The following is a 17,741-nucleotide window of genomic DNA, read 5'->3' on the forward strand; positions in this document are numbered from 1 at the left end:
CCGCCCCCTAGCCCTCATGGTGAGGCGCGAAGCGCAGCGCAGCCTCGAACCACGAGGGCGCAGCCCCCATGCCGTCCATAGCACCCACCGCGATTTCAGCAAGCCCAACACGCCTTGGTAATGGCCGCGCAAGCCCCTTGCACCCACCCCGTTTCCGCCCCAGCATCAGGCTCCGGAGGGCATCATGGAAGTCACCGTTTACCTGCTGCGCTGCTCGGATGGCTCCTTTTACACCGGCCTCACTAAAAAGCCGGTCGAGCAGCGGGTTTGGGAACACAATGAGGGGCTCACTGTAGGCTACACCAAAAGCCGCCGCCCCGTGGAACTGGTGTTCACCGAAACCTATGAGCGGATCGTCGATGCCATCGAGCGCGAGCGGCAGATCAAGGGCTGGAGCCGGCGCAAGAAGGAAGCGCTGATCAGCTATGATTATGAGGCACTGCCTGCTCTGGCCAGCCGCAAGGAGCGGTGATTGCCGCCCTCGCCCTGCGAGGCTGCTGCGCGGCACCTCAGGATGAGGGCTCATCGAGGTCCCGCAACCGACCAGATCCATCCGAAGCCCTCATGGTGAGGTGCGAAGCGGAGCGCAGCCTCGAACCACGAGGGCGGCCATCACCACCCCCAAAAACTTATCCCCGCCCCCGAAAACCTCAGGCACAATCCCCCTAGTTCCCGGACAAGCTGCGCGGTCGCGACGAACGGTCGGTGCGGGGATATCGGATGGGTTTGGGGTCGCCCAAGCTCCTTCGGGACGAGGATGATCCGGGACCGATTTCATCCCCCGGTCCAATGAAGCTCCAGGGCTTCTGGCGTTTGGCACGGGTCTAGCCACGGACGGTCCTCACCGAAGAGTCTCCGATAGAGCATGGGGCGAAGCTTGCTTCACCTTCTACTTCCCGCCGGACGACCGGCACCGAGGCGAACTTCGCCCCATGTCGCAGCCCTCGCTGCGATGCCCGCCTTCCCATACCCGCACGGCCCATGGCCAGTGCGGCTTCAGGCGCATCCAACAGCCGATGGGGCCTGCGAGGCCTTTGGCTCGACCCCCTGGCAGATGCCGATCGAGGTCCAGCCGCCCTCGCACTGCGTACCGTCACGGCCCGGCTCAACCAGACACTGATGCTGGCGCCCTCCAGGGTCGTCATCACCTCCATGATCGGGATCGGGGGTGCGGCCGCTGGTTTCCCGGTCAACCGCATTGTGCCGGTTGCCAATAGCAGCTTCCTTGCCGAAAACCTCGCTGCCGCAAAGCTGCTGAAAATCGCTGCTATCGCGCTCCCTGCGGTGAAACAATGGTGCCGGCAGCACCAAGGCCATCGAACAGCAGGATGCCGGCTGGATTGCGAATAATCCTCACCTGGTTCCGCTTACTCGGGCGAGGCCGCACGGCATCAACCAACTGGTCGCGAGCCGGTCTGGCTTGGGACCGCTTCTGCGGTTCCGGGTTTTAACATTAGCACAAGGGCCGGAGAAACACATGCTGCGATCCATTCGCCCAATCCTGCCGGTGCTGGCCAGCGTCGCCATCCTCATGCTGGGCAATGGGGCGCTCAGCACCCTGATTGGCCTGCGCATGACCAATTCCGGGGCAAGCTCGCTCGCCGTGGGCGCCGTGACGGCCGCGTTCTTTGCCGGCCTCACCTTTGGCTCGCTGCAGTGCTTCCGTTTCATCAAGCAGGCCGGCCATATCCGCGCCTTCGCGGCATTCGCCTCGGTTTATTCCGCCGCCGCGCTCGGCCATGCCCTGTCGGATAATCTCATCCTGTGGGCGGCATTGCGCTTTGCCGAAGGCGTGTGCCTCGCGGGCATCTATATGTGCATCGAAAGCTGGCTCAATGCCGAAGCCAGCAACAAGACGCGCGGCCTCATCGTGTCGTCCTATATGGTCACGCTTTATGCGGCGATGGCTGCAGGCCAGCAATTGCTGAACCTAAACGCCACCGGCAGCCCACTGCTGTTCATGATCATCTCGATCCTGCTATCGCTGTCGCTGGTGCCGGTCTGCCTGACCCGCTCGGCGCCGCCGTCGCTGCCCGATGTCAGCTCCTTCAGCCTGCGCGCCCTCTACCAAGCCTCTCCACTGGGGTTGGTTGGTGTGTTCCTCAGCGGCGGGGTGATCGGGGCTATCTATGGCCTCGCGCCCGTCTATGCGGCCTCGACGGGCCTCGGCATGACCGGGACGGCAACCTTCATGACCCTGCTGATCGCCGGGGGCGTGCTGTTGCAATTTCCCCTCGGCAAACTCTCCGACGCCTTCGACCGACGCACCATCATCATCGGTGTATGCGGGGCCCTGGCGCTCTTGAGCATTGCCATGCTCACCTCCGGCTATGGCAGCTGGATGTTCCTGCTTTCTACCCTGCTGTTTGGCGGCATTTCTTTCAGCATCTATCCGCTCTGCCTTGGCCACGCCAACGACCACGTCGCCAGGGCCGATCTGGTGGCGGCGAGCGGCGGGCTGATCCTGCTCAATTCCGTGGGTTCGATCCTCGGCCCGCTGATCGCATCGTTCAGCATGTCGCTGTTCGGACCCGATGGGCTCTTCATCTTTTCCGCTGCCATGGGTCTCGCAGCTGGCGGCTTTGGCATCTGGCGCACCCGGATCCGACCGTCCCCGCAAGCCAGCGACCAGGCCATATTTCGACCCATCCCCCAGACTACCCCGGTGGTCGCGCCCCTCCATGCCGACGCTGAGGCGCCGGGAAAACCGGCAAACTAGAAAAGCTCATCAGAAGGTCGAGTAAGTCCCGCCCGAAGGGCGACACCGGCTACAACTCGCGCAGCAGCCGGGCCGGTGCAGCCGTGGTGGCGCGCAGCAAGGTCGCTGCCCCCAATGCGCCGGTAAGCGCAATGCTGGCGATCACGACGCTGAACAGCGTGGCCGCCTCGGCGGTAAATTCCACATCAGTCAACAGCCGGCTGACGAGCCAGCCCAGGCCAAGTCCCACCACCATTGCGGGGATCGCCGCCAGCAGCCCCAGCACAAGATACTGCACCAGCGCCGTGGTCAGGATGGCTGGCCGTGCCTTGCCCAGCATCTTGTTGATCACGGCATCAGCCTCCCGCTGCTTGAGGCCGGTCGCAATGCTGCCCAGCACCACCAGCAGGCCATTACCGACCGCCAATCCACCCACCAGCAAGGCGGCAAAGGAAAGTTGCTGCAGCGCGTCCGTGACCTGCTTAAGCGTTTCACCCACAGGGATGAAGTTCACGTCCGGCAGAGTACTGGCAAGGGCGCGCTCTACTGGCTCCTCGGCGCCGGGCGCCGCTGTCACCGCGGCAAACAGCGTCGTTGGATATTCCTCCAGCACGCCGGGCGAGAAGGTCGCGAGAAAGTCGATGCCGCCCTGCCAGGAATAATCGCGGAAGCTCGCGACCGTAACCGTGATCGGCTCGCCGAATATGCTGAAGGTCAGCTCGTCGCCAATATCGACATCAAGGCCTTCGCGGAGGCTCCGGTGCAGCGAAACCAGGCCGGGCCCTTCATAGTTCGCCGGCCACCACTCGCCCGCCGTCACCACCGAGGAGGTCGGCAAGGCATCTCGATAGGTCAGGGGCACTTCGCCCGACAGCAGGAACGTGGCTTCGGGGCCGCGCGGCCGCAGCGTGTCCACGGGCTCACCAGCCACCTCGGCCAGTGCGCCGCGGAGCATGGGGGTCGCCACGACAGCTTCGATCCCAGCCGTGGTTGCCCGCATGGCCTCGAGATCTTCCATCTCGTCAGGGAACAGGTCTGAGGCCACCAGCGTGGGGACATCAAAGGCCGAAGCGCCGAGGAACTCCTGGCGCAGATTGCCCTGCAGCACGAGGACGATGATCAGCATGGTCAGCGTCATGCCTACCGCCGTCACGATCGAGGCGGCCGCCGTTTGCGACACTGCAATGGACCGCACGGCATGGCGCAGCACCTGCCCCGGCATTTCGGGCAGCCCGGCAATCGTCGCTCGTACCGCGCGGACAAAGAGCTGGAACAGCACCACCGAGAGCGCACTCGCCACGGCGAAGGCCGCGACCAGCAGTGCATCGCCGGTGATCAGATAAGCCAGCCAGAAGAGGCCGATACCGGCGATGATCATCGGCAGGCCCTGCGGCATGCGCAACAGATCGGTCCACTTGGCGCTGCCAACGTCCAGGCCCTTGGCGCGGAACAGCAGGATGGGCCGGATCGCCTGCGTGCGCTGCAGCGGCTGGTAGGAAAACGCGAAGGCCGTCAAGATACCGGCCGCCGCCGCAACCAGCAGCGGTTGCGGATTGATGCTCGGCCGCAGGCCGATACCCATGGCTTCGCCCACATAGGGCAGCACGAAATAAGCAACACTGCCGCCAATGGCGATGCCAGCCAACACGCCAACCAGCGCCAGCGCGCCCACTTGGGACAGGAAGTGCACCAACACCCGGTTATGCGTCGCCCCAATACTGCGCAGCACCGCAATCACCTGCGTGCGCTCGGCGATATAAGCCTGCATGCTGGTCCAGACGCTGACGCCCCCGATCAACAGCGAGCCCAACCCGACAATCATCAGGAAGCGCATGAACTGGTCGTAATAGCGCACCATGTCGCCCAGCCCGTCGCGCGCCGTACGAATGGTCCAGCCGGTATCAGCCAGTGCCGTAGCGATCTCCCCCTGCACCGCTTCGGCGTCACCGTCATTGAGGAGCAGCTTGTAGCGATACCATACGCCCAAACCCGGCAGCGGCGAGGTCCGATCCGATACGGTGGCAAAAGCATCGGTTGAAATCAGCGTCGTCAGCCCCAGCTTGAAGCCGCGCACCGCCGCATCAGGCAGTCTCGACAAGGTGCCGCGCGCCTCGAACTCGGTGCCCCCGAGCTGGAAGCGATCACCGACCCCTATGCCCAATTGGTCCAGCATCACCGCGTCCACCAGCGCGCCGAACGCACCGTCCTGCTCGCTCAAAAATTCGTTGGCGGCGGCATTCCCCAATTCCGGGCTAACCACATGCCCCACCAGCGGATACCCCTCGCCAGCCGCCACCAGGTCGACAAAGGCATCCGCTTCAGCCCCCTTGGCGCGCAGATTGGTGTCCACGATCGGCGCAATCCGGCCGAACTGGCGCATCGCGTCAAGTTCCTCGGATGTTGCAGGGCGATCGGCCCGCGACAATTCCAGATCACCGCCCATCAGTTCGGCGGCGCTGCGGTCCATGGCCTCGGTGATGCTGGCGCCGATCGAGCCAACCCCGCCAATCAGCGCGGTACCGATTGCAAGGCACGCGACCAGCAGCACAAAGCGGCGGAGATCGCCGCGCATATCCAGCAACCCAATCCGGATGGCTCGCAACAAAGAGCTCATCGAGCCGCCGTGGTTTCGGTAAGGTGGCCCTGGCTCATGGTCAGCACCCGGTCGGCGCGCGCCGCGAGCTTGGGATCGTGGGTGACCAGCACCACGGCGGTCTGATTCTTCCGGGCAAGGCCGAACATCAGCTCGATCACCACTTCGCCGGTCTTCTCGTCAAGATTGCCAGTGGGCTCATCGGCCAGCAACAGGGGCGGATTGGCGATCATCGCGCGAGCCAGGCCAACGCGCTGCTGTTCGCCCCCCGAAAGCGCGGACGGCCGGTGATCGACCCGGCCACCCAGACCCACCGCTTCGAGCGCCTCAGCGGCGCGGCGGCGCACCTCTGCCAAGGCCAGTTCAGGCGAGGCGATTTCCAGCGCCAGCCCGACATTTTCGACCGCGGTCAGCGATGGAATGAGGTGGAAGCTCTGGAATACGATACCCAGGGAGCCCCGGCGGAACCGGGCAAGCTCGTCCTCGCCCATCGTGCCAAGGTCGGTGCCGCGCACTAGGATCTTGCCTGAAGTTGCCCGATCCAGCCCCGCCAGCAGCATCAGCAGCGAAGTCTTGCCGCTGCCTGACGCGCCGACAATGGCGACAACTTCGGCGGGCCGAACCACCAGGTTGACATCGTGCAAAATGTTGAGCGGCCGGGACGCGACATTGAGCGTGTAACCAACGTCATGCCCCTCGATGACGTATTGGTCCTGTCGGGCCAGGGCATTGCTCCCCATCTCATTCATTGATTCAATCCAACTCTGGCCATTACGAGGCCAGGCCAGACTGCCACGGATCTGTTCCGAGGAACAGGGCCGCAGCGTCGCGTCACCTGTCTGTCTTGAACTAGCGGTTGAAGGGGACCTGGGCGGTAAGCACCTCGCCCGAATTGTTGAATTCGACCTCGAAGTCCACCCGCACCTGATCATTCTTCAAGATGATCGTAGCGCCAATTCGCACGTCGCTGCCGCCGCGATCCTTCTGCTGCTCACGCAGGTTGAAGGTGATGTCGCTTCCCCGCTGCTGGCCAACAGCCGTGCCGGTAAAGCCGGCATTGGAGCTCATCGCCGCTTCGTAGCGGTCGGCCTGCCCGTTATAGGCGATGGTGCCGCTCACCGACAGGGTTGACCGCGCCAGATTGCAGCGGCCCGAATAGTTGATCTTGCCGGCATTGCCTCTGGTGATGTTCAGCCGGCACCGCAGCGCCTCGGGCTCGTCCCCGCCCACCAAAGCACCGTTGCCGCGCCAGTCACCCGTGTAGGATGCAAGCAATGCCATGTTGGATTCGGCCGCGCTGGCCGGCGCGAGCATGGAGCCAATTTGCAACAAAGCGGCCAGGGCTGCGGTCACTACGTATTTTTTCATCGTCCAGATCATCTCTCAAAGGAACGCATGCAAACGCATGGTTTCGCGCTCGGATGCACTATGCCTATCAATACATAAGATAAGCAATGAAACAGCGTTAAGGGTTCCCCCGCAGGTACACGAATCCGGCACCGCGACAACGCGCCCCACCCTTGAAGCCGCTGTGGCGCCCTCCAGCAACAATGCCAATTTCGCCTCTAGGCCCCCAAGGCAGGCGGGCTGCCCGCCGGCTGCGCCCCGCCCTGTGATTCCTCCTTGGCATAAGGCCAAGCCGTCGGGTCGATATCGAGATCGCTGAAATTCTCGGGCCGGAATACTGGACGCTCGACCCCTTGCTTTAGCTGGGTGCGGAAGTCGTTGAGAATGCGCAGCGCCACCGGGAACAGCATCATGATTGCCATGAGATTGACCAAAGCGAGGACCCCCATCAACGGGTCCGAGAAAAAGAACACGGCCGTGGCTGCCGGTGCCGAGGCGCCCAAAAACACGACAAGGACAATGCCAACGCGCAGAGCGTGCAGTGCCGCATCGTTCCCCGTGATCACCTTGAGCGCGGTTTCACCTAGATAGTAATTGTAGATGATTGAGCTGAAGGCAAACAGCAGGATGGCGAAGGTCAGCAGATATTGCGACCAGTTGCCTAGCTGGCTCACCAGCGATTGCTGGGTCAGCACCACCCCATCAACGCCTTCCGCGCCAGGCACGTAAACCGGGCTCAAGAGGATGATGAAGGCCGTGCAGGAGCACACGATGATGGTGTCGATGAACACCGAAAAAGACTGCGTGATCCCTTGGCTGATTGGGTGCCGCACATCGGCCGTCGCCGCAACATTGGGAGCGGAGCCGAGGCCCGCTTCGTTGGAAAACAGGCCCCGCCGCAGCCCCTGGGCCAGCGCCGCACCAACGCCACCGCCCACCACTTCCTCGAGGCCGAAGGCATTGGCAAAGATCGACCACAGCACCCCCGGCAGCGCCGTGATGTTGAGGGCGATCACCAATAGGGCCATCCCGATATAGGCAACGGCCATGATCGGGATGATCACATCGGCGACCTTGGCAATGCGGCGAATGCCGCCATAAACGATAAGCCCGGTCACCACGGCGAGGAAGGCGCCGGTCCAGATCCGGTCGATGCCAAGGCTGTCATTGGCCGCCCCCGCAAAGGTATTGCCCTGGAAGGCATTGAACCCGAGCCCAAACGCCGCCAGGAGGCAAACGGCATACACCACTGCCAACCACCGGTACTGCGCCCCCAGCCCATGAATGATGTAAGCGGCCGGGCCACCCCGATAGGTGCCATCGCCATTGGCGCGCTTATAGAGCTGCGCCAGTGAGGATTCCACGAGACTCGTCGCCATTCCCAGCAGGGCCACGGCCCACATCCAGAATACCGCCCCCGGGCCGCCCAGTGTGATCGCCACCGCGACCCCGGCAATATTGCCGCCGCCGACCCGGCCGCCCACCGAAACCAGCAGGGCTTCCCGCGCACTGATCGCATTGGGATCCCCGCTCTGGTTCTTGGACGACAGCACCCGGAACATGCGCCCGAAATACTCGATCTGGACGAACCCGCTCATGACCGTGATGAAGCCGCCAAAGATGATGAGGATGGGGATCAGCGACCACCCCCAGGTGAACTCTTCGATGAGACTGAACAGCTGATTGAGAAGGTCCACGATTCCTATCCTCCAACTGGGTTGGTCGAGGTGCTGGCCTTCAGCCCAGGTCCAAGCTCGGCAAACGGGTGAGACCCTAAGGTTTACGCGCGGCGGGCGGAAACGAAGCCGAGACCGGCGCAAGTTTGTCCAACCATGGTTTCCGCTTCCATTCGTGCAGCTGTTCGGATGGTGCCAACCGGCTCGGCAGGCCGCCCCCTTTTTGTCCGCGCCCCGAAAACCTCAGGCACAATCCCCCTTGCTCCCGCACAAGCTGCGCCGTCGCAACGAACGGTCGGTGCGGGGATATTGGATGAGTTTGGGGAAACATCGACACGTCGCCGGCTCTCTCGCGCTACAGGGGTGCGCGCGCAACACCGCCGTGCTAGGCCACAGCCGCTTGTGAACCCGACACTGGAACCGCCATGCTGACCATCACCCGCCTCGACATCACCGACGCCCACACCATCCTCGCGGGCGCCCGCGCCAAGGCTGAATCGATTGGCGTGCCGATGTGCATTGCCGTTACCGATGAAAGCGGCAATCTGATCGCCTTTGAGCGGATGGATGGCGGCAAGATCACCAGCATCACCATTGCCATCGATAAATCCTTCACCGCCTCGGCGGCCAAGAAGGCGACGCACGAATATGGCGCGGCCAGCCAACCGGGCGCTCCCGCCTATGGCATCGGTTCAGCTATCGGTGGCCGCCTGATGGTGGTCGGCGGTGGCCTGCCGATCCTCGTCGATGGCGCTGTGGTGGGCGGCATTGGCGTCAGCTCCGGCACCCCGGCGCAGGACACCGAAGTCGCCCAGGCCGGCATCGACCACTTCACCGCCTCGCTGCAATAATGAACGCTTCGGGGCGGCTGCTTGCGGCCGCCCTCCTCGTTCAGCCCGCGATAGTGTGGCGGCGCAACTGACTTGGTGTCATGCCATAGGCCTTGCGGAAATGCTCATAGAACTGGGTTTGGCTGCTGAAGCCGGATTGAAAGGCGACATTGGCCACCGATAGACTGCCCGCGAACAACAGCGAACGGGCGCGGATCAGGCGCATGCGGATGACAAATTTCTGCACCGAGATGTGCATCACCTTGCTGAAGAGATTGGTCGCATAGTTCGGGTGCAGCCCTACCACCTCGGCAATGTCTTCGGCGCTGAGCGGATCGGTGATATTTTCAACGATATGGCGCACCATGCGGACCACATAGCGCACCGGCGAGCCGGTTCGCGTCCGGGTGCCTGATGCCTCGACCCAGGCTGGCAGCAGCGTTTCCCAACCCGTGATCGCGGCGCGGCGGAACATGGTGCCGATTTCCGAGCGCACAATATCGCTGCGCAGCGCGTTGCCGCTCCGATAATCCTGGTGCCAGCGCTCAAGGGTTTCGAGCCCGATGCAATCGGGCAGCAGCTGAATGACACCGCCCCCCATCAAGGTTTCCGTCAAACGCCCGAGTTGCGGCATTTCCAGGAAAGTATCCATTGGCAGGTAGATGTTGAGCTGCCGCCCTCTGAACGCGGCTGCACTCAAGCCAATCGTGCGGTGGGGAATACCCGCCCAGAACGCTGCCAGTCGTCCCGCACCCAAGGTCACGGGCCCGCCGTCGAACTGGTAGTCCATGGTGCCGTTGGTCAGCCAGTTGAACTCGATATGCCCATGGCTATGCGGTTGCGCCATCAGCTGCGGGGCGAACGAGCGGATGCCGAAGCGGCCAAAGGCCTTGCCAGAGGAGTAGAAATTTCGATCCGGCCGAGGCGTCGGACGCGGCGCGCGTTCGCGCGCCACCACAGTTCCGATCCCGTCTACCTCTGCCATCTTATCCATGGATATCTTAGAAACCCGGAATAGGTCTCTATCATTCCGGATTGCATGGACGCTGGCAAGGCGTACCATTTCAGCCCGAGGGTAGGATTTAAACCGGAAGGGAGTGTCCGGCTTCGGCAATCAAAGCCGACCTACTGCTCTGGGAGGTTTCGATGAGAACACACGCAAGGGCCCTTGGCGGGGCAGGATTGCTGCTGGGCGTTTCGGTGCTGGCAGCGCAGGCTCAAACTGTTGCACCCACAACGCCGCCCGAGCCACCAAAGTTCGATGCTCAGCAGGTCCCCACCTTTGTCGGCATCAAGGACATTCTCGAATTCCGGGCCTTGCCCGAATACCATGAGCCCGACTTCGTCAAGGACTTCGTAGACGCCGGCAAGCTGCCGCCCGTGAACGAGCGTCTGCCTAAGGAGCCGCTGGTCTACAAAACCGCCAACATGCCCGATGGTGTTGGCGTCTATGGCGATGTGATCCGTCATGTCGTGGGCGGCCGGCCCGAGGGCTGGAACTACAGCGCCGGCCAGACGCAGGGCTGGGGCGGCATTGATATCGCTCTGTCGGAATGCCTCACCCGGACCGGCCCCCTGTTCCAGGTCCGGGCTGAAGAACTCGAGCCCTTGCCGAACCTCGCTAAAAGCTGGGAATGGTCCGAAGACGGGCATGAGTTGACCATGAACCTTATCGAAGGGGCGAAATGGTCCGACGGCGACCCCTTCGATGCCGAAGACATCATGTTCTACTGGAACGACGTTTTGGCGGACCCCCAGGTTACCCCGCTCAACGGCGCTTCGCCCGAAACCTTTGGCGTCGGCACCACACTGGAGAAAGTGGACGACTACACGGTCAAATGGACCTTCAAGGCCGAGCGCCCCACGCAATATCTCTACTCCATGGCTTACGGCAATTTCTGCCCCGGCCCGAGTCACATTCTGAAGGCCGAACATCCCGCCTACAAGGACGGCGCCACCTATAACGAGTTCGAAAACGCCTTCCCGCCCGAATATCTCAACATGCCTACGATGGGCGGCTGGGTGCCGGTGGAATATCGCGCGGACGACATCATCGTCCTGCGCCGCAACCCTTACTACTGGAAGGTCGACGAGAACGGCAATCAGCTGCCCTATCTCGATGAGATGCAGTATCGCCTGTCCACCTGGGCCGATCGCGACGTTCAGGCCGTGGCCGGTTCGGGCGACCTTTCCAATCTCGAGCAGCCCGAAAGCTTTGTGGAAGCGCTGCGCCGCTCCGCCGAGGAAACCGCGCCCGCCCGCCTAGCTTTCGGTGCCCGCACCATCTCCTATTCGATTTATCCCAACCTCTCGGGCAATGGCTGGGGCGAACCAGATGCCCGCAGCCAGGCCGTGCGCGAGCTCAATCGCAATCTCGACTTCCGCAAGGCCGTCACCTATGCGCTGGATCGCTCGGCGTTGGGCGAAGCGCTGGTCAAGGGCCCCTTCACTTCGCCTTACCCAGGCGGCCTGATGGCGCCGACCAGCTATTACGATAAGGATTCGACCGTCTACTACCCGTACTCGCTGGAGGACGCCAAGGCACTGCTGGAAAAGGTCGGCCTTGTCGATTCCGACGGCAATGGATTCGTCAATTTTCCCGCCGATGTGCAGGGAGGAGCCGATGTCGAGATCACGCTCCTGTCCACGGTCGATTACCAGACCGACAAGAGCCTGTCCGAAGGCGTCATTGCCCAAATGGAACGGCTGGGCCTGCGGGTCATCTCGATGGCCCAGGCGGGCAATCAGCGCGACGCCAATGAACCGGCGGGCAAGTTCGACTGGACCCTGCGCCGCAACGAGTCCGAGCTGATCACGGTGGTGCAGAACACCCAGGATCTGGCGCCGACAGGCCCCCAGATCAGCACCGGTCACCGCGCCGGCCCTGACGGAACGCTCGACCTCCTGCCGTTCGAACAGGAGATGGTCGACACCATCAACGCCTTTGTCGAGACGGCAGATCCGGCCGAGCGCATCGAGCTGATGAAGACCTATCAGCGCCTTTACACCGAGAACGTGTTTGGCATCGGCCTGACCCAATATCCAGGTGCGCTGATCATCAACAAGCGCTTTGCCAATGTGCCGGCGGGCACCCCCATCCTCCAGTTCAACTGGGCCGAGGACGGGCTGATCCGCGAGCGTCTCTATGTGCCGGCCGACCGGCAGTCGGACGCCCAGCTGCATCCCGACACGCTCCCGGGTGCACCTGGCCAGGGCAATGGCCCTATCACCAGCAACTAGGCTGGTCGCATAGGCGAGGGGCCTGGGCCCCTCGTCATCCCCGGACTAAAGAATAAAGGCGGCCCAGATGATCCGTTTCCTCTTGTCGCGCATCCTGTCGGCCATCCCGATCCTGCTCCTCTTGAGCATCGTGACTTTCGCCATCATCCAGGCGCCGCCCGGCGACTATGGTGACTATATCCGCTCCATGGCCATGAATCAGGGTGGTGCATCCTTTGAGGCCGCCAATGCTCAGGCCGAAGCCTATCGCGCCGCCAATGGCCTGAACGACCCCCTCCATATCCAGTATTTCCGCTGGCTCCACGGCATCCTGACCCGTTTCGATTTCGGCCATTCGCTCTACTTCAACAAGCCCGTGGGCGCGGTTGTCGCCGAGCGCCTGCCCGCCACCATCCTTCTGGCCCTGACCTGCCACATCCTCGCATCGGTGATCGGCATCAGCCTCGGCATCGTGGCCGCGACCCGTCAGTATTCCTGGATCGACACCCTTTTCGGCTTCATCTCGTTTCTTGGCATGACGATCCCGCGTTTCCTGCTGGCGATCATCATTCTCTACATCCTCGTCTTCCGCATGGGCGTGCAGGATGTCGGCAACTTCTTCTCGCCGCGCTTTGGCGGTGCACCCTGGAGCTGGGATAAGTTCGTCGACCTCATCAAGCATGTCTGGCCAGTGATCGCGATCGCGACCTTTGGCGGCCTCGCCTACAACATGCGAGTAATGCGCGCCAACCTGCTCGACGTGCTCAACGCCCAATATGTGGAAACGGCGCGCGCCAAGGGCCTCAGCCACGGCGCCGTGGTGATGAAGCATGCCGTCCCCAATGCCCTCCATCCGCTCGTTGCCTATCAGGGCGTGGTGCTGCCCTATATGCTGACCGGCGAGATCGAAGTCGCCATCGTCTTCGGGCTCGCGACCGTGGGCCCCGCCATCACCGGCTCGATGGCGGTGGGCGATGTCTGGGTCACCGCCACCTTCATGCTGGTGCTGGCCACCACGCTGATCATCGGCAACATCATCTCCGACATGCTGTTGGCCCTGCTTGATCCGCGCATCCGGCTGGGAGGCGCCTGATGGAACGCGAACTCGTGGCCCAGTCCATCCCCCTGCCCGCCCTGCCCGGCACCGCGGCGCCAACCCCGGCCACCGAAGCTGTGGCCGACGCCGGCGGGATCCCGCCGCGCTATGCCAAGAGCGAGAGCTATCGCAGCCTCGTGTGGCGGCGCTTCCGCCGTTCGGTCATGGGCATGATCGGGCTCGTCCTCGTCGTGCTGCTGGTGCTCGTGGCGGTGTTTGCCGATTTCTTTGCGCCGCTCGATCCCAAGCAGGCCAATATCGGTTTCGCCCCGCCCGATACGCTCAGTTTCATGCGTGCCGATGGCAGCTTCTCGCTGCTACCGATCGTTTATCAGCTGAGCGAAGGCGAAGATCTCGACCCCATCACCTTCCAGCCCATCATCGGCCCGGACTACGACAATCCCATCGAGCTCGGCTTTTTTGTCAAGGGCTACCCCTATCATCTGCTTTGGGTCATCCCCGCCGATATCCACTTCTTTGGTGCCACCGATCCGACGCGGACCGTCCACCTGCTCGGCACCGACAAGTTCGGCCGCGACATCCTCTCGCGCGGCATTGTCGGCTCGCGCATTTCGCTCACCATCGCCCTGGTCGTTACCGCCCTGACGACGGTGATCGGCACGCTGGTAGGCATCACCTCGGGCTATCTTGGCGGGCGGTTTGACAGCTGGACGCAAAAGTTCGTCGAGTTCGTCCTCGCCTTCCCCCAGCTGCCACTCTATCTGGCGCTCACCTCGCTGATCCCCATTACTGCCCCGTCCAATGTGTTCATCGCCTTCGTCATCGGCGTCATGGCCGTGCTGGGCTGGGCCCAACTGAGCCGGGAAGTGCGCTCCAAGACGCTCTCGCTCGCGCGGATTGATTATGTGCGCGCCGCGATTGCTGTCGGCGCCGGCGACGGGCGCATCATTACCCGCCACATCCTGCCCAACGTGCTCAGCCACGTCATCGTCGCCGTGACCCTTTCGGTGCCTACCGTGGTGCTCCTGGAAAGCTTCCTTGGCTTCCTCGGCTTTGCCGTCAAGCCGCCGCTGATCTCCTGGGGATTGATGCTGCAGGACACCGGCTCCTTTTCGGTTATCGGCTCCTATCCCTGGATCCTGTCGCCCGTGATCTTCGTGCTGATCACCGTTTTTGCCTTCAACGCGTTGGGCGATGGCCTGCGCGATGCCGTCGACCCCTATTGAGAGCCAAGCCATGACCAACACCACTCAAGGGCCTGTCTCTCTCACCCGCCACGACCATGGCAACCATGAGCGCGAACTGATCCTCGATGCGCGCAATATCGGGGTCGATTTCAAGGTCGAAGGCGGCGTCGTCCATGCGGTCAAGGATGTCTCCTTCCAGCTCCACAAGGGCGAAACCATCGCCCTTGTCGGGGAGTCCGGCTCGGGCAAATCGGTCACCGCCCGCACCTTGATGAAGCTCTTGACCAAGCGGGCGACCATCCTGCCCGCAACCCGCATTACCCTGGCGGGCAAGGATGTGGTCGCCATGAGCGAGCACGCCATGCGCAAGCTGCGCGGCAACGACGTCGCCATGATCTTTCAGGAGCCGATGAGCTCACTCAACCCGGTTTATACGATCGGCCAGCAGCTGTGCGAGGTGCTGCACCTGCACAACCGGATTTCCCGGGCCGAGGCGATGCAGCGCGCCGAAAAGCTCCTTGAGGAAGTGCAGATCCCCGAGCCGCGCGCGCGCCTCAACAACTATCCGCACCAGCTTTCTGGCGGACAGCGCCAGCGTGTGATGATCGCCATGGCGCTCGCCAACCGGCCCGAGGTGCTCATCGCCGATGAACCCACGACGGCCCTCGATGTGACGGTGCAGGCCCAGATCCTCAACCTGCTCAAGGGCCTCAAGGACAAATACGGCATGGCGGTGATCCTGATCACCCATGACCTGACCGTGGTCCGCCAGTTCACTGAATATGTTTATGTGATGCAGAATGGCCGGGTGCAGGAGCACAACACGACCGAGGCCCTGTTTGCCGACCCGCAGCACCCCTATACCCGCCACCTCCTCGCCTCCGAGCCCAAGGGCACCGCCCTGCCCCTTGCCGAAGGCCGCCAGACGCTGCTCGAGGGCCGCGACGTCAAGGTCAGCTTCACCCTCAAGCGCGGCGGCTTCTTCAAGCCCGACTTCTTCGAGCTCAAGGCCGTCGACAGTCTCGACCTCCGCCTCGCCCGCCATGAAACCCTGGGCATCGTCGGGGAATCGGGTTCAGGCAAAACCACTTTTGGGCAGGCCTTGATCCGGCTCATCAACAACCAGGGCGGGGAGATCTATTTCGATGGGCAGCCGATCCACGACAAGGATCGCACCGCCATGCGGCCGCTGCGCAGTCGCATGCAGATCGTCTTCCAAGACCCGTTCGCCAGCCTCAATCCGCGCATGTCGATCCGCCAGATCATCGAGGAAGGCCTGATCGTCAACAAGATCGGGGCAAATGGCGCCGAGCGGCTCGATCGCGTGCGCCAGGCGCTGCAGGATGCGGGCATGCCCGATGGCATTCTCAACCGCTTCCCCCACGAGTTCTCGGGCGGCCAGCGCCAGCGCATCGCCATCGCCCGTGCGATTGCCCTCGAGCCCGAGTTCATCCTCCTCGACGAGCCGACCTCGGCGCTTGACCTGTCGGTGCAGGCCCAGATCATCGACCTCCTGCGCAAGTTGCAGGACGAAAAGGGCCTCTCCTACCTCTTCATCAGCCACGACCTCAAAGTCGTGCGCGCCCTGTGCCACCGCGTCATGGTCATGCAGCATGGCAAGATCATCGAGCAAGGCCCGGTCGCCGAAGTTCTTTCCAATCCTCAAACCGAATACACGGCCCGCCTGTTGCGCGCCGCGTTCGACATTGCCGCCTAGGAGCATTCAGTTATGGCAAATCCCAAGATCACCTTTATCGGCGCGGGCTCATCGGTGTTCATGAAGAACATCGTGGGCGATATCCTCCAGCGCCCCGCCCTGGCCAGCGCCACCATCCGGCTGATGGACATCAATCCCACCCGCCTCACCGAAAGCGAGATCATCGCCAGCAAGCTGATCGCGACCCTGGGTGTGCCCGCAACCGTCGAGACCTATTCCAACCAGCGCCAGGCGCTCGATGGCACCAATTTCGTGGTGGTCTGCTTCCAGATCGGCGGCTACGAGCCCTCCACCGTCATCGATTTCGACGTGCCCAAGAAGTACAATCTGCGCCAGACGATTGCCGACACGCTCGGGGTCGGCGGGATCATGCGCGGCCTGCGCACCGTGCCCCATCTCTGGAGCATCTGCGAAGACATGCTCCAGGTCGCGCCCGACGCGGTGATGCTGCAATACGTCAACCCCATGGCCATCAACACCTGGGCCATTGCCGAGAAATACCCGACCATCAAGCAGGTCGGCTTGTGCCATTCCGTACAAGGCACCGCCATGGAATTGGCCCATGATCTCGACATTGCCTACGAGGAAATTCGCTACCGCTCGGCCGGCATCAACCATATGGCCTTCTTCCTCAACTTCGAGCACCGCCTGCCCGATGGTTCTTACCAGGACCTTTATCCGGCGCTGCTCAAAGCCTATGCCGAAGGCCGTGCGCCCAAGCCCAGCAGCTGGAACCCGCGCCAGAACAACAAGGTGCGCTATGAGATGCTGACCCGGCTCGGCTATTTCGTCACCGAGAGCAGCGAGCACTTTGCCGAATACACCCCCTATTTCATCAAAGAGGGCCGCGAGGACCTGATCGAGAAGTTCGGCGTGCCGCTCGATGAATATCCCAAGCGCTGCATCGAGCAGATCGCGCGCTGGAAGAAGACGTCCGAGGATTACAAGAAGGCCGACCGCATCGAGGTCAAGCCCTCCAAGGAATATGCCTCCTCCATCGTCAACTCGGTCTGGACCGGCGAGCCTTCGGTGATCTACGGCAATTTGCGCAACAATGGCGTCATCACCAACCTGCCCGACAATGCTGCGGTAGAAGTGCCCTGCCTCGTTGACGACAATGGCCTGCAGCCCACGTACATCGGCGATCTGCCCCCGCAACTCACGGCCCTCATTCGCACCAACATCAATGTGCAGGAACTCACCGTCGCAGCGCTGATGACCGAAAACCGCGAGCACATCTATCATGCGGCGATGATGGACCCCCACACCGCGGCCGAGCTCGACCTCGACCAGATCTGGAACCTCGTTGATGATCTGACCGAAGCCCACGGTGACATGCTGCCCCAATGGGCCCGCGGCACCCGCAAGCAGCGCGTGGCCTAAAGCCGCGCGCCGTCCCAGCTCCCAAGCAAAAACG

At 62.7% G+C, this 17,741-nt stretch carries 13 protein-coding genes; 8 read left to right on the forward strand and 5 right to left on the reverse strand.

Translation table 11 applies throughout. The features are described 5' to 3' along the window. The first annotated feature begins 184 nt into the window (after positions 1–184). Together AC3YMN_RS18665 and AC3YMN_RS18670 are read left to right on the forward strand one after the other, a co-directional pair. Positions 185–472: a GIY-YIG nuclease family protein gene (locus tag AC3YMN_RS18665; RefSeq protein ID WP_489891188.1), complete on the forward strand. Its 288-nt coding sequence runs from the start codon at positions 185–187 to the stop codon at positions 470–472. Positions 473–1,477: 1,005 nt separating this feature from the next. Continuing rightward, positions 1,478–2,719 (forward strand): MFS transporter, encoded by a 1,242-nt coding sequence (locus AC3YMN_RS18670; protein WP_489891189.1) that lies wholly within the window; start codon positions 1,478–1,480, stop codon positions 2,717–2,719. A 49-nt stretch (positions 2,720–2,768) separates the two neighbouring features. On the opposite strand, the gene AC3YMN_RS18675 is transcribed toward AC3YMN_RS18670, so the two are convergent. The 4 genes from AC3YMN_RS18675 to AC3YMN_RS18690 form a co-directional block, all read right to left on the reverse strand. Continuing rightward, positions 2,769–5,270 carry an ABC transporter permease gene (locus tag AC3YMN_RS18675; protein WP_489891190.1) on the reverse strand — a complete coding sequence of 834 codons (2,502 nt, stop codon included), beginning with the start codon at positions 5,268–5,270 and terminating at the stop codon, positions 2,769–2,771. A gap of 38 nt (positions 5,271–5,308) precedes the next feature. Continuing rightward, positions 5,309–6,040 (reverse strand): ABC transporter ATP-binding protein, encoded by a 732-nt coding sequence (locus tag AC3YMN_RS18680; protein WP_489891191.1) that lies wholly within the window; start codon positions 6,038–6,040, stop codon positions 5,309–5,311. A gap of 100 nt (positions 6,041–6,140) precedes the next feature. Further along, positions 6,141–6,659 (reverse strand): hypothetical protein, encoded by a 519-nt coding sequence (locus AC3YMN_RS18685; protein ID WP_127753304.1) that lies wholly within the window; start codon positions 6,657–6,659, stop codon positions 6,141–6,143. Positions 6,660–6,856: 197 nt separating this feature from the next. Next, entirely contained in the window at positions 6,857–8,335 is a 1,479-nt protein-coding gene (locus AC3YMN_RS18690) for an alanine/glycine:cation symporter family protein (RefSeq protein ID WP_489891192.1), read from the reverse strand. A gap of 404 nt (positions 8,336–8,739) precedes the next feature. On the opposite strand from AC3YMN_RS18690, the gene AC3YMN_RS18695 reads away from it, so the two are divergent. Then, the gene (locus tag AC3YMN_RS18695; RefSeq protein WP_489891193.1) at positions 8,740–9,165 is read left to right on the forward strand and encodes a GlcG/HbpS family heme-binding protein; all 426 of its coding nucleotides are present in this window, start codon (positions 8,740–8,742) and stop codon (positions 9,163–9,165) included. Between the two features lie 40 nt (positions 9,166–9,205). On the opposite strand, the gene AC3YMN_RS18700 is transcribed toward AC3YMN_RS18695, so the two are convergent. After that, positions 9,206–10,138: a helix-turn-helix domain-containing protein gene (locus AC3YMN_RS18700; RefSeq protein ID WP_489891194.1), complete on the reverse strand. Its 933-nt coding sequence runs from the start codon at positions 10,136–10,138 to the stop codon at positions 9,206–9,208. A 152-nt stretch (positions 10,139–10,290) separates the two neighbouring features. Between AC3YMN_RS18700 and AC3YMN_RS18705 the strand changes: the two genes are divergently transcribed. From AC3YMN_RS18705 to AC3YMN_RS18725, 5 genes are all read left to right on the forward strand, one after another. Next, positions 10,291–12,384: an ABC transporter substrate-binding protein gene (locus AC3YMN_RS18705; RefSeq protein ID WP_489891195.1), complete on the forward strand. Its 2,094-nt coding sequence runs from the start codon at positions 10,291–10,293 to the stop codon at positions 12,382–12,384. Positions 12,385–12,451: 67 nt separating this feature from the next. After that, the gene (locus tag AC3YMN_RS18710; RefSeq protein ID WP_489891196.1) at positions 12,452–13,456 is read left to right on the forward strand and encodes an ABC transporter permease; all 1,005 of its coding nucleotides are present in this window, start codon (positions 12,452–12,454) and stop codon (positions 13,454–13,456) included. Next, positions 13,456–14,646: an ABC transporter permease gene (locus AC3YMN_RS18715; RefSeq protein ID WP_489891197.1), complete on the forward strand. Its 1,191-nt coding sequence runs from the start codon at positions 13,456–13,458 to the stop codon at positions 14,644–14,646. Before AC3YMN_RS18710 ends, AC3YMN_RS18715 begins: the two co-directional genes overlap by 1 nt. Positions 14,647–14,656: 10 nt before the next feature. Then, positions 14,657–16,324 carry an ABC transporter ATP-binding protein gene (locus AC3YMN_RS18720; RefSeq protein WP_489891198.1) on the forward strand — a complete coding sequence of 556 codons (1,668 nt, stop codon included), beginning with the start codon at positions 14,657–14,659 and terminating at the stop codon, positions 16,322–16,324. A 12-nt stretch (positions 16,325–16,336) separates the two neighbouring features. Further along, positions 16,337–17,707, forward strand: coding sequence for an alpha-glucosidase/alpha-galactosidase (locus tag AC3YMN_RS18725; protein WP_489891199.1), 1,371 nt, complete (start codon positions 16,337–16,339; stop codon positions 17,705–17,707). Positions 17,708–17,741 lie beyond the last annotated feature (34 nt).

Source organism: Devosia sp. Z11_6 (assembly GCF_058133665.1).

Bases quoted from the DNA above. Each gene is read 5' to 3' on its own strand.
- AC3YMN_RS18665 (WP_489891188.1), top strand. From the start codon at position 185: ATGGAAGTCACCGTTTACCTGCTGCGCTGCTCGGATGGCTCCTTTTAC.
- AC3YMN_RS18670 (WP_489891189.1), top strand. From the start codon at position 1,478: ATGCTGCGATCCATTCGCCCAATCCTGCCGGTGCTGGCCAGCGTCGCC.
- AC3YMN_RS18675 (WP_489891190.1), bottom strand. From the start codon at position 5,270: ATGCGCGGCGATCTCCGCCGCTTTGTGCTGCTGGTCGCGTGCCTTGCA.
- AC3YMN_RS18680 (WP_489891191.1), bottom strand. From the start codon at position 6,040: ATGAATGAGATGGGGAGCAATGCCCTGGCCCGACAGGACCAATACGTC.
- AC3YMN_RS18685 (WP_127753304.1), bottom strand. From the start codon at position 6,659: ATGAAAAAATACGTAGTGACCGCAGCCCTGGCCGCTTTGTTGCAAATT.
- AC3YMN_RS18695 (WP_489891193.1), top strand. From the start codon at position 8,740: ATGCTGACCATCACCCGCCTCGACATCACCGACGCCCACACCATCCTC.
- AC3YMN_RS18700 (WP_489891194.1), bottom strand. From the start codon at position 10,138: ATGGATAAGATGGCAGAGGTAGACGGGATCGGAACTGTGGTGGCGCGC.
- AC3YMN_RS18705 (WP_489891195.1), top strand. From the start codon at position 10,291: ATGAGAACACACGCAAGGGCCCTTGGCGGGGCAGGATTGCTGCTGGGC.
- AC3YMN_RS18710 (WP_489891196.1), top strand. From the start codon at position 12,452: ATGATCCGTTTCCTCTTGTCGCGCATCCTGTCGGCCATCCCGATCCTG.
- AC3YMN_RS18715 (WP_489891197.1), top strand. From the start codon at position 13,456: ATGGAACGCGAACTCGTGGCCCAGTCCATCCCCCTGCCCGCCCTGCCC.
- AC3YMN_RS18720 (WP_489891198.1), top strand. From the start codon at position 14,657: ATGACCAACACCACTCAAGGGCCTGTCTCTCTCACCCGCCACGACCAT.
- AC3YMN_RS18725 (WP_489891199.1), top strand. From the start codon at position 16,337: ATGGCAAATCCCAAGATCACCTTTATCGGCGCGGGCTCATCGGTGTTC.